We start from the raw sequence: 13619 nt of genomic DNA, 5'->3' as shown, positions 1-13619 counted from the left end.
TTTTGTCCCTATCTATAATTTAGCTAATCATTTTTTTTGAAATATTTTCGAGGGTTCAATTTATGATCTGGAAAAGGATCTTTTACCAACCGAAATATTAATTTTTAAATGACGTCTATGAAAACAAAATTACTTTTAATGCTGTGCCTTTTTTTAGCAGCAATTTCAAATTATGCTCAAAGTAGTTCAGCTACTCAATCAGGAATAGCGGTGCAGGGTATTGCCAGAGATGTTAATAATACAGCTTTAACAAATCAAACAATCAATCTTACTTTTACGTTGTATTATTTGGATGCTTCAAGTATTGAACAGACTATTTATAAAGTTACTAGAAATGTAACGACAGATGCATTTGGTGTCTTTTCAGACGTAATCGATCCAACAGCTGTTAACAATAGTTTGTTTGCCAACAATGCCGCTTATCTTAGAATTGAAAAAGGTTCTGAAGTTATTTCTGATGAAAAATTACGTCATGTTCCTTATGCAATTTCTGCTAATAACGGTGTTCCAACGGGTTCTATTATGCCATTTATTGGTACTGTTGCTCCAGAAGGATGGGCACTTTGTAATGGGGCGCCATTGCCAACTACTGCTAAAACTTTGATTGGTATGGTAGGAGCAAATGCACCCGATTTAAGAGGTATGTTTTTAAGAGGAGCTGGCCAAAATGCTAACACATCTAATGCCGCAGAAATAGAAGCAAACAGTCTAAATACGGTTCAAAAGTCAACTAATAAAAGCCATACGCACACAGGTACTACAGCTACAAATGGTGAGCACAGCCATACCGAGTCGAGCACTTATATATATGATCCAAGCAATGTAGATGGAGGTTTTAGTGGAGGAGATAATAAGATAGGAAGAAGAAACATACAATCAGGTTTAAGCGGCAATCATAATCACACTTTTAGAACTGATGCAGATGGTACTGCAACAGAATCACGCCCAATAAACTATGGTGTAAACTATATCATCAAATTATAAACTGTAATTATGAAGAAAATAATTGCAGTTCTCGGAATGTTTGTTCTGGGAGCGGGACTTTATGCTCAAAATAACAGTGGAGGAGCTAGAATAGTACCCGTTTCGCAGGCAATTCAAAAAAATGGTTTCAACATACAGGTTGGACTTCCCTTTTTGGGCCAAAACAAAACAGAACCAAGGAAAACGAATCCTGCTGATATTCGTTTCCCATGGAGTACTTTGTATTTGTATCACACATTTGCAGAAGAATCTTTTAATGTTTCAAAAGGTTTTTATGGCGATAAGGTTTTAATTTCATGGAATTTAAGAGCCAATGAAAATTTGGTGAAAAGTATTAAAATCTATAGAAGGATATATACAGAAGCAGGAAATCTTCCTTATACTTTAGTAGTCGGACTTTCTTCTACAGAAACTACCTATGAAGATAAATATGTCGAAGGAGGAGTTTTATACGAGTATAAAGTAGAAGCACAAGGAATTAGCACGATTCCAATATTGTACAGCACTTACATAACAGGTATTGGATATCGAAATCCAACAGCGGTTGTAACGGGTAATATCAGCTATAAAGGTGGAAATCCGGTAAAAGACGTTGTAGTTACGGCCACTCCAAGCGGTAGCGCTGTTGCTAAAGGAAGTGGTTTAAATATTCCTGCCTCAGGTTTTGTAGATATTAGCGGGTTAAGTACCACAATTTCTAATGCGGCAACTTTTCAGGCATGGGTAAAACCAAACGGAGCTTATACTAATGATTCTCAAAGTGCTATTCGATTGTTTAATATTTCAAGTTCAACAAGTACCGATAATCTTGATGTTACTGTAAAATTAAATCCAGCGGCTAAATCATTGGATGTTAATATCGGTGGAAATAAATATACATTGAATAATTATTTTCCTTCGGGTAATTTAAACTCGAGAGGAAATGATGTGTTTGTGCCTGTTTCAGAATTTAATAACTCTTTTGTGCATTTTACAGTAGTTGTAAATGATAATCAGACTCCATTATTATACATTAACGGAAGACAGATTACACAAGTGTATGTTAATGAAATAGACAAACTAAAAACTGTTGATACCTCTTTTAAGGATATTAATTTTAGTGCCGTAATTCCTACTGGCAAAACAATTCTTTCTGGAGTAAATTGGAATAATGCTAAAGTAGGAGGAGGAAAATCAAGTTACGTTGATGAGATTAGAATCTGGAAAGCGGCTTTAGAATCTTCTGTAATTAGAACAGATTATTCTAGATTTATTAGCGGAAACGATTCCAGAATGGTAACGTATTTAAGAGCTAATGAAAAAGCAGGAAGTTATGCTTATGATTTGTCTCGAAGCGGTTTTAATTACAACGAAAATCATGGTAAACTTTGGGATGCCAATACGGCTGTAAACAATAAAGTTTTATGGGCTGTAGATGCAGCTAATTATCCAACAACTTCTCAATTAGGAATTTTAGGGGTAACGGATAGTAAAGGAAATTACCAAATCAGTGCGATTCAATATTCAGGTACAGGAGAATCTTATAATATTACTCCAATGTACGGTCAGCATAAATTTGAGCCTAACCAACAATTGGTTTATTTAGGACTAGGTTCCGAAGTAGTAAACAAAATTGATTTTATCGACCAGTCTTCGTTTAGTTTTAAAGGTGTGGTGGCTTATGATACTCGAGGTGTTTTTCCATCTTATGTATGGGTTGAGGGAAAGAAAACTGAAAATAAAAATGACGCATGGATTGATGGAGGAGCTAATATTCTTGATGAGGGATATAACTACTACGAAATCAATGGCGAAAAATTTCCTAAAGCTAAATATTGGAAAAATGATGCAGGAACTCCAACAGATAAATCAGACGATTATTTAGATCGTTATGCTTCAATCTATACAGTTGGAGCAAATATATATATCGACGGTAATATTGTGCTGGATGCCAATAACATGCCGGTAGTTACAGATGATAATGGTTATTTTGATGTAAGTGTGCCAATTGGAAAACATTATATTACAATTAAAAAAGACGGGCATCAATTTACTTATAATGGACGTTTTCCTGCATCTACAAGCGAATTTAAAGAGTTTTTTGAAGACGCCAATGAACCAGTTTATTTTGTAAACAATACTAAAGTTACTGTAGTTGGTAAAGTAGTAGGAGGTTCTGTAGAAGCTGAAAAAACTATTGGTTTTGGAGGCGCAGGCGTAGTAACAAAAACGATTACAGATGCCGGAATCACAAAAAATCTTGAAGTAAGTGCTAAAAACAACATTGGTGTAGCTGATTTTACATTAGGTTACGCACCAGTTGGCGCTAATGTTACACCTTATACAAAGTTTACTTATACTACTAATGAAGCTTCGGGAGAATACAGAGTTTCAGTAATGCCTTTAAACTATAATTTAGAAGCAAATGACTTGGTTGTAAAAAGCAACGCAAACATTTCGTTGTTAAAAGCAGGAACTACAGAAACATTTGATTTTTCTGTAATACCAGTTGCCAAAACACCTGAATTTAAGTATAAAGAGAATAATGTTGAAAAAACTTTAACAGGAACTCCGTACCATCACGAAAAAAGTTTTACATACAGATCAACTCCTGTTTTACAGGTTGTCGAACAAACTTCTGATAAGATTATTGATGTTACCGGAACGAAAGTATCTACAGAAAACTTTTCAAAACCAATTTACACGCAGTTTATGCCGTATAAAATTGTAATGAATCGTTTTGAACGTTATATTAATAATGATTCAGGAACAGCTATAGAGGTGAAAGTACCAGTAACTGATGGGGAATTGGTAAAAACAAACAACTTAGCTTTACCAGACTCAGAAACAATTACATCAGAAGGAAGTACACTGACTTATTCTTTTAAAGGAGGAATTCCTTCAATTACGCCGCCATTTGAAATAAAAAGTACTTTAAAATATCGATTAAACGAAGTAGATTACCTCGTTGAGAATTTTAAGGATACTGGAATTATTTTGGGAGGTGCATCAGACGGAAGTCAGACATTTATTACTGAGGCTCCAGAAATTCCTGCTATTATTTTAAGAGACCCTCCAGGTTCTAACAGTTTTGCTACTATAGAAAAAGGAGAAAGTATTTCATTCACTTCAGAGTCATCTCTTACTCATCAGGAAGGATTTTCTCAAAATGTTACTGTCCATTCTGGATTTAAATTTTATGTAGCGGGAGGATTGGTTCCTGTACCAGTAGTTGAAAATGAAACTGAAAATGATTTAGAAACTGGAGTTGGGTTAACCAGTACTTCTAATGATGGTAGAACTAATACAACTACATTTACCTTCAATAATGCAATATCGACAAGTGATGCAACAGATTATGTAGGATCAGATGGTGATTTATATATTGGCAACTCAAAAAATATGTTTTATGGTACTTTTGATAAAGTTGAAGTGTCAAAAACAAAACCTGATAATGACCATATAACTCTTGGAACTGGTGCTGATCAGATATACGTTAGTAAGCAAAAAGCTTTAATCTTAAATGATCAAAGCAGTCCAACATTCTTTATGTATTCGCAAAAACACATTTTGAATACATTAATTCCAGAATATGAGTTATTCATTACTAATAATCTGAATGGTCCAAATCCAAATTCAGCTGAAAACGTAAAAAAGAGAGAACAGTATGCTGAAAAAATTAGACTATGGAGAAAGGTAATTTTAGATAATGAAAAAACTAAATACATTGCAAAAAATACTCCTGAACAATACAAAGCTGGTTTGTCAAACGTTATAAATAATTTTAAAAATGAAATTAATAAAGTTTATGATGAAGTAAATGATCCAGCGTCGAAACAAAGATTGACAAATAAGCTTAATCAATCAAATGAAATTAAAAAATTATTAGAAGATCATTTTCAAAAGAATCTTTCATTTGATTCAGGTCTGGGATCCTATACGAAAAGTGTGGAGACAAGTGTTGTCGCAGCATCATCTTTATCATACAATCTTATAATAGATGAGTCTGTAGCTTTACAGCTTGGTTTTACTGTAAATAAATTAGGAATCGATACACATACCAATACTTTTTTCCAGCAGGATATAAATTCTGCATTGTCTCAAGAAAAAGTAAATACTACAAACATAAGTTACACCATTAAAGATAATGATGCTGCAAACTTTTTAAGTGTAAATGTAGTAGATTCTTTTGATGGTAACGGACCAATTTTTATTACACAAGGTGGTAAAACATCGTGTCCGCATGAAGCAGAGGATAAAACGATTTTTTACAATAAAGCGAGTTATAGTGATACAGCTCAAGTAATTGAAAATCTACCTGAAGATAAACGAGAGTCATTAAATTTTGCAACTCAAAAAGTTGAGGTTCCGGAAATTGTTGTAACAGATAATGACATAACTAATGTTGTAGAAAACAAAAATGCTGAATTCGAATTAAAACTTACGAATAATAGCGCAGCAGGGTTGGATGCAAACTTCTTATTAGTCGTTGACAATACAACAAATCCGAATAATGCTTTAATTAATGTTGAACCAAATGGTACAATAGTATATGTTCCTTACGGAAAAGAAGTAATCTATAAACTGACTTTAGGAAAATCTATTTCAGATGTTTATGAATATAAAAACATAAAAGTCAGACTTCAGTCATTATGTGACGGTGCAGATGTAAGCTCGGAAGTATTAATTTCAGCAAGTTTTGTTCCTTCTTGTTCAAGCGTAACCGTAAGTGCACCGCTTAACAACTGGGTTTACAATAGAGAGAAAGCTTTCAATACAGATGGATCTACTAAGCCTTTAGCCATAAACTTGACAGGTTACAATACTAAGTTTAAAAGCTTCAAGAAAATTGATCTTGAGTATAAATTAGCGACAAGCCCAAACTGGATTCGTCTTCACACGTATTATGGAACTCAGGAGTTGTATGATGAAGCATTAAATAATAAAGAAACTCAGATTTCATCTATAGGTGCTTCGACGACTTTAAATTATAATTTTGATATTGCTGGCTTAAAATTATCAGATGGTAAATATCAAATTAGAGCTAGAAGTACCTGTACTAATAATACCGAATTTATTTCTGAAATTATCTCAGGAACAGTAGATTTAAGTGCGCCTCAATTATTCGGCACACCGTTGCCAACAAATGGTATTTTAAGCTCTGGCGATGATTTGAAATTAAGTTTTAATGAAAATATTTTCTATAATCCTGCAGTAAGTACTATCGAAATAAAAGGACAGACCAATCAATTAAAAATTGGTCACAATGTGAGTTTACGTTTCGAAGGAACTAATAATACAGCAGTAATCAACAGCCCTCAGATCAGTTCTGGAAATTTAAGTCTTGAATTCTGGTTAAATAACGAAACCAAGGCTTCAAGTGCTTCTGTAATTTCTCAGGACGGCGGTTTAAACATTGGACTAAATAACGGAAATATTTCTTTCACATTAGGCGATGTTACCGTAAAGGGAGGATTGAAAAACGATAATTTATTCCACCATTATGCTTTTACATACAACAGCAGTAACGGTGATTACAGAATTTTTGAAGATGATACCGAAATCGGCTCTAAAAGTGGTAAAGCAAATGCACAATTTGCTAATAATAACGCTTTAGTAGTGGGCGGCAACGCATTTGTTGGAAACCTGCATGATTTTCGTTTATGGAATAAAACATTGAGCAGAGAAGATGCTTACTCAAAAATGTACTCTAAATTAATGGGTAACGAAGCGAACCTTGTTGGTTATTGGCCAATGAACGAAGGAAGAGACGCATTAGCCAAAGATTTAGTGAGATTTAAACACGCAACAGTAAATGCTTCGTGGGATATCAAACCAAAAGGAACTTCATACGACTTTGCTAACGGGCAATATTTAGTAATGGACAATGTAAATTTTGTTCAGGTAACTAAAGAAATGAACGCTACGATGGAGTTTTGGATTAAAACGCCTGCTTCACAAGAAGCAACTATTTTCTCAAACGGAAAAGGCGATGGTACAGACGTTGTTCAAAGCAATGGATTATCGAATAAATGGTCTGTTGATATGAATAATTCTGGTAATCTTTTATTAAAAAGCGAAGGCCAGTCTTATGTTTTAACAACAAAAGGACTTTCTGATAATACATGGCACCATGTAACTTTATTGTTCAACAGAACAGGATCGTTACGAACGTATGTAGATACACAATTAGTATCTTCAAACCAGATGACGGCTATTGGCGGTTTCTCTGGAAATAAAATTTGGCTGGGAGCCAGAGGAGCAAAAGATCTTTCAGGCAAAGAAACAGTTGATCGTGTTTTTACAGGTAAGATAGACGAATTCCGTTTATGGAATACGCTTCGTAATGTGGAGCAAATCAACAGAGATAGTTATAATGAAGTCGATGTAGAAAGCATCGGTTTATTATTGTACTCACGATTAAATGTTCCAGATCCGGTTACTGGAAACGGACCAAGATATTATCATGCCGATACTAATCAGACTGTAGTGGTAAACAATGCAGTTTTGAGCGGAGGAACAGTAAATTATTCAAATGATGTGCCGGCGATAAAACCAGAACGTGAGCTTGTTAAGTTTGTAACTACAAATGTTATCAAAGATGGCGAAATGATTATCGCACCGGTTGTTACAGACTGGGCATCTTTAGAAGGACAAATCTTAGATATTACGGTACACAGAATGTTTGACAGTGCCAATAATATGCAGGAATCTCCGGTTACCTGGACGGCTTATGTTAATCGTAACGAAGTAAGCTGGTTTGCCGAAGGATACAACGAAATTGTTACTCTTACAAAGAATAGCAGCGAAGCAAAAACTTTCGAAATTACGCTGGTTAACAAAGGAGGAAAACAACAGCCATACACCATTACCAATGTGCCAAGCTGGTTAAGTTTAAGCAAAACAACAGGATCAATTGACCCAAATACTAAAACGACTATCAAAGCAACCGTAGATGAAAATGTTGCTGTTGGAGAGTATCTGGAGAATTTATATTTACAGACTGATTTTGGCTACGACCAAAAACTACAGGTAAAATTAAGAGTCTTGGCTCCGGAACCAAACTGGACTGTTGATCCGACGCATTTTGATTACAGTATGAACATCATCGGAAAAATAAAAGTCGACGGCGTGCTGTCTGCTGATTCGTATGATAAAATTGCTGCTTTTTATAATGACGAAGTTAGAGGATCTGCAAAACTGGTTTATAATGAAGCTTATAAAGAATATTTTGCCTTTTTAACGGTTTACAGCAATGCAAATTCTGGTGAAAACCTGAAATTTAAAATCTGGGACGCTTCTCAGGGTAAAATTTTAGAAGCCTCTGTAGAGACTATTCCATCGATTAATTTCATGAATAACGAAGTATTAGGAACTTTAAGCAAGCCTTATATTTTTGTGAATTCAGGTTTAGTAGAACAGGAAATTAAACTGAACAAAGGATGGACTTGGGTTTCTTTAAACACAAACGACACTAATTTTTCAGATTTAAATGCCTTGACGAAGAATTTAACTTTAGAAACTTCTAACCGTATTTTGAGTCATTCTCCTGCATTATTGGATACGTATTTTAAAGATAAATCAAATCCTGCAAACAGCGGATGGTCGGGTACCATTAGTGCAAACGGAGGACTTTCTTCTTCTAAAATGTACAAAATAAATGTAACAAAAGAACAGACTTTAAAAATCAAAGGAAAAAGCGTAGACGTTACAGCGTGGAGTTTCCCAATAAAAGAAGAATGGAACTGGCTTGCCTATCCTTTAGGATCTAACCAAACGACAAATGAGGCTTTGGCTTATTTTGATGCAACTGATGGAGATGTTATTAAATCGCAGAATTTGTTTGCAATCTATGACCCGATCATTGGATGGAACGGAACTTTAAAATACTTAGAAGCAGGTAAAGGGTACATGATTAAATCAAGTAAACCGCAAACTTTCAAGTATCCAGATAATTTGGAGAAAAGCAAAACCGGAAAATCTGCATCAAAGAATGGACAGGTAGAAATCGGATCAGAGTTCACAACGTATTCACAAAATATGAATGCCGTTGTTTTACTTCCAAAAGGATACGATGAATTATTTGTATACGATTCAAAAGGTGTTCTAAAAGGAAATGCAAGAAACCAGATGATAAACGGAAAAGAATTAAGTTTCATTACCATTTTTGGAGATGATACCGAAGAACTTTCGTTTACGCTGGGAGATGGATTTGCGAAAAAAGGAACTTCTAAATCATTCACTTTTAAAGGAAATGAAGTATTAGGAACCATTACAAATCCAGTGATTTTGGAAGAAGTTTCAAAAAACGAAAACAGCATTTATCCAAATCCTTTTGCAACGACTTTAAACATAGAATTGAATGCAGCTAAGAAGCAGGAAGTAAACATTCAGTTTTTCTCAATAAACGGTCAATTGGTATTCAGCCAAAAAACAGTTATTGAAAGCGGTAACAATGTGGTTTCAATTTCTCCTTATATAGCACAAGGTGTTTACATTGTTGAGGTTGGAGTAGACGGAAAACTGATTAGAACTAAAGTGATCAAAAATTAAATAACCAGTAATTGAGCTCCTAAAACAGCTTTTAAAGTTGTTTTGGGAGTTTATAATCAATTAAAAATGAGAAATTATATCCATATAACACTATTGCTTTTGATAATAAGTAATACTGTATTTGGCCAATCGCCGGACTGGTCCGTAAATGAAAATAAATTTCAATACACCATGTCATTTGAAGCTTTCCTCAATGTTGATGGAAAGAACTTAACAAGCAGTAATGATAAAGTAGCGGCTTTTGTAAATGGAGAATGCCGTGGTATTGCCAGCCCGATTTATGTACAAAGTGAAAAAAAGTATGTAGTTTACTTAACCGTTTTTGCTAATACAGATAACGAAATTGTTAGTTTCAAAATCTATGATGCAGCAAACAATGCTGTTAAAAATGTAGACAAGACAAAAGTATTCGAAAACAACAAACACTACGGTGATCTGTTCCAGTCTTATAGTTTTGCAAGCCCAGCATTGCGAAGTACAGCTGAAATTACAGATTTCAGCTTTAAAGATTTAAAAACGGCTAAAACTATTAATGGTTCACAGATTACGCTTTATGCAGCAAAAGGAACAAATGTTGCGGCATTAAATGCTTTGTTCGAATTAAGCCCTGGAGCGGGATTGTTTATAGGAACAACGTCTAAAGTTTCAGGATCAAATAGCATTGATTTTACTAATCCGGTACAGTTTCAGGTGCTTTCAGAAGATCAGTCAGTTGTAAAGCAATGGACAGTAACTGTAAAATTAGGCAGTGCACAATTTTATAAAAAAGATGCTGTATGTTATGCAGGCGGGGTTATCAAAGTCTTATACGATGAAAATAACGTTCAAGCTGATTTACTGAAAAACGGTGTTAAAATCACCAGCCAGAACATTCAAAACGGTCAGGCAGTTTTTGATAATTTAGAAGTGGGAAAATATACTGTGACTATAGGCAGTACGAATAAAGAAATAGTAATAAATCAAAAACAATAATAATGAAAATTAAGCAATACTACATTTTAGCACTAGTCATGTTTTTGTTTTTGGGATGTTCAGATCACGAAGAACCAGTAACTATTAATGCTAAAAGCATTTCTTTTGTACATGCAGATGGTTCAAAAATAGCTGAAGGTGAATGTATCAGTCCAAATGTAAAATATGGAATAAAAATTGAAACCAATATTGTTGATGTTTATAGACCTTTCAGAGTAGATTATTCTGTAAATGGCGTGATCTATACAATGACTTTTGCCACTAGTACCTCTCTGGTTAATCCAATTACGTTGACTAATGGTGATAATACTGCACAGATTGTAGGAACTAACGAAAAAACGGTTCTTAAATATGTCGATCAGGGAGATTTTGAACTGGTAGAATAAACGAATAAAGTTTTATTAATAAAAGAGCTGTCAATAACTTGGCAGCTCTTTTTTGTTTTGTAAGGATAGCAGAATTATAATTTAAGATTTGAAAAAATCTTTAGTTTACAATTTGAATAGTTTGAGAAATAATATTAGCGTTAACCTTATTTTTCTCGTCTGGCTGACAACCTCCGACAGCTATTTTTATTTTACCGCTGTAAGGTTTTAATGTTCCATCTGCGGTAACATATGACAGATCCTCAGGCAGCAGTTTAAAAGTGATGGTTTTGCTTTCTTTTGCTTTTAAATGAATACGCTCAAAACCTTTTAAACTTTTTAAAGGCGTTTTTATCCCTGAATCCTGATTCATGACATAGAGCTGTGGTACTTCTTCGCCTTCTATTTTTCCTGTATTAGTTATTCTGACAGTTAGAGTAAGCTCCGAATCTTTCTTTACTGTTGGAGTAACTTTTAAAGCATCATATTTAAAAGTTGTGTAACTTAAACCGTAACCAAATCCGTAGAGCGGTGTTCCTTTAAAATAGCGATACGTTTTGTTATTCATGCTGTAATCTTCAAACGAAGGCAGATCGGTATCATTTTTATAGAAGGTCACAGGCAATCGTCCTGCCGGATTATAATCTCCAAAAAGCACATCTGCAACAGCTTTTCCTGCAGATTGTCCTCCATACCACGCATTTACAATAGCAGGAATATTTTCTGCTTCCCAAGGAATGGCAATGGCGCTTCCTGTAAGCATCACAAAAACAACAGGTTTTCCAGAAGATTGAAGCGACTGCAGTAATTCGGTTTGTACTTTAGGCAAAAGAATAGAAGTTCGGTCGCCTCCACTGAATCCAGGGTAATTTACCGGCATTTCTTCACCTTCTAATTGTGGTGAAATACCGCCTGCAAAAATATAAGCATCAGCATCTTTATGGCGTTCAATAAGTTTTTTGAAATCGGTTTTTTCAAAATTTCCGGTATGTAGCGCAACGTTGGCTTTTCCTTCGCCTTGCCAATATTCTAAAACTAAATTATAAACCGTATTTTTTTTGGTAGTCAATTTGAACGTTTTTTCTCCCCATCTGTTCTTTTTCCAGGCATTAATAACTTCTTTTCCATCAATTAAAAAACGATAACCATCGTCAGCACTAATTTCAAAAGTAATAGAGCCATCTTTATCTGCCGTATAATTGGTCGTATATCGCGATGAAAAATGATTGGCTTTAATGCTTTTTACGACCATTTCACCTTCCTGCCAAAAGTTATTAATTTCTGATTCTGTTCTTACTGCTTCAGGTTCGCCGGTTAAATCTTTATTCTTGAAATATTCAGCTTTAAAACCTTGTTTTCCTTCAAAAGAATATTGTTTTAAACTATTTTGATAAACTAGTAAAGTATCGCTGGTAAAATTCACGGCCTTTTCATATACAATCGCAGTATTAGATCCCAATTTGTCTTTAATGCCTTGTAGAACAGTTGTTAGTTTACTTGGAGTTCCGTTGTAATTTCCTAAGATAGAAATAGCATTATCGGCATTTGGACCAAGCACTACAATTTTTTTAAGATTTTTATTTAATGGCAGCGTATTTTTTTCATTTCGAAGTAAAACAATTGATTGTCTTGCCATTTTTAAAGCATGATTTTGATGTTCCGCACTTTCTAAAACAGAATCAGGAGTCTGCGCATATTTTACCATAGCAACGGGATCGAACATTCCAAGTCTGAAACGGATCATGAAAAGACGTTTTACAGAAATATCAATTTGCTTTTCGCTGATTTTTCCATTTTTTACAGCCTGCACTAAAGCTTTGTACGCATCAGTACCGCAATCTATATCAGTACCATGAAATACAGCATCTGCCGACGCACTTTCAGCATCGGGATGTGTTTTATGATTTTTAAAGAAATCATCAATCGCCCAGCAGTCAGAAGTTACATATCCGGTAAACTGCCATTGATTCCTCAATATATCTGTCATTAAAATATCGCTTGCACAGCAAGGCTGTGTTCGAAAAGCATTGTAAGCGCACATTACACCCGCAACTTTAGAATGTGTTACGAGTTTTTTAAAAGCAGGCAGATACGTATCCCACAATTCATATGGAGTTACATCAACATCAAAAGTATGGCGTAAAGATTCTGGTCCGCTGTGTACAGCATAATGTTTGGCACACGCCGCTGCTTTCAGGTATTTTGGATCATCTCCTTGAAGTCCTCTAACAAAATAATCTCCCAAAACAGCTGTCAGATAAGGATCTTCACCATACGTTTCCTGACCGCGTCCCCATCGCGGATCACGAAAAATATTAATATTTGGTGTCCAGTAAGTCAGACCCAGATAACGTTCGTTGGTACGGTTTAATTTTACCGCTTTATTATAAATTGCCCTGCCTTCAAGAGCAGAATAATCGGCCATTTTAAAAAGGGAATTTTTATCGAAAGTTGCGGCCATGGCAATCGCCTGAGGATAAACCGTTGTTTTAAAGGGAGTTCTGGCTACGCCGTGCAAAGTTTCGTTCCACCAGTCGTACGCGGGAATTTGCAGTCTGGGTATTGCAGGCGCGGCATTCAGCATTTGCGATACTTTTTCTTCCAGCGTTAAACGACTGACTAAATCATCAACCCTTTCTTCAAAGCTTTTGGAATTGTTCTGAAAAGGAAATTTTTCTGTTTTACTTTGCGCAGAACACCAAAACGATACTAACAGCGTAATTTGAAGAAGGATATTTTTTGTTTTCATATTAGATTAATTTAAGT

5 protein-coding genes are annotated in these 13619 nt (G+C 34.9%); 4 read left to right on the top strand and 1 reads right to left on the bottom strand.

From position 1 onward, the window contains the following. Positions 1-117: 117 nt before the first annotated feature. The 4 genes from ACFSC2_RS25185 to ACFSC2_RS25170 all read left to right on the top strand — a co-directional run bounded on the left by ACFSC2_RS25185 (position 118) and on the right by ACFSC2_RS25170 (position 10874). Positions 118-984 carry a tail fiber protein gene (locus ACFSC2_RS25185; protein ID WP_379816605.1) on the top strand — a complete coding sequence of 289 codons (867 nt, stop codon included), beginning with the start codon at positions 118-120 and terminating at the stop codon, positions 982-984. 9 nt (positions 985-993) lie between these two features. Then, complete coding sequence (locus ACFSC2_RS25180; RefSeq protein ID WP_379816604.1) at positions 994-9516, top strand: LamG-like jellyroll fold domain-containing protein; 8523 nt, start codon at positions 994-996, stop codon at positions 9514-9516. Between the two features lie 66 nt (positions 9517-9582). Continuing rightward, on the top strand, positions 9583-10488 hold the full coding sequence (locus tag ACFSC2_RS25175; RefSeq protein WP_379816603.1) for a hypothetical protein: 906 nt from the start codon (positions 9583-9585) through the stop codon (positions 10486-10488). A gap of 2 nt (positions 10489-10490) precedes the next feature. After that, a complete protein-coding gene (locus tag ACFSC2_RS25170; RefSeq protein WP_379816602.1) occupies positions 10491-10874 on the top strand; it encodes a hypothetical protein in 384 nt (127 codons plus the stop codon). Positions 10875-10974: 100 nt separating this feature from the next. Here the strand turns inward: ACFSC2_RS25170 and ACFSC2_RS25165 are convergent, their stop codons facing one another. After that, a complete protein-coding gene (locus tag ACFSC2_RS25165) occupies positions 10975-13602 on the bottom strand; it encodes a glycoside hydrolase family 3 protein (RefSeq protein ID WP_379816600.1) in 2628 nt (875 codons plus the stop codon). Positions 13603-13619: the final 17 nt, after the last annotated feature.

Source organism: Flavobacterium artemisiae (assembly GCF_042678225.1).
Classification (GTDB): domain Bacteria; phylum Bacteroidota; class Bacteroidia; order Flavobacteriales; family Flavobacteriaceae; genus Flavobacterium; species Flavobacterium artemisiae.
This window is presented reverse-complemented; position numbering and strand designations above follow the sequence as displayed.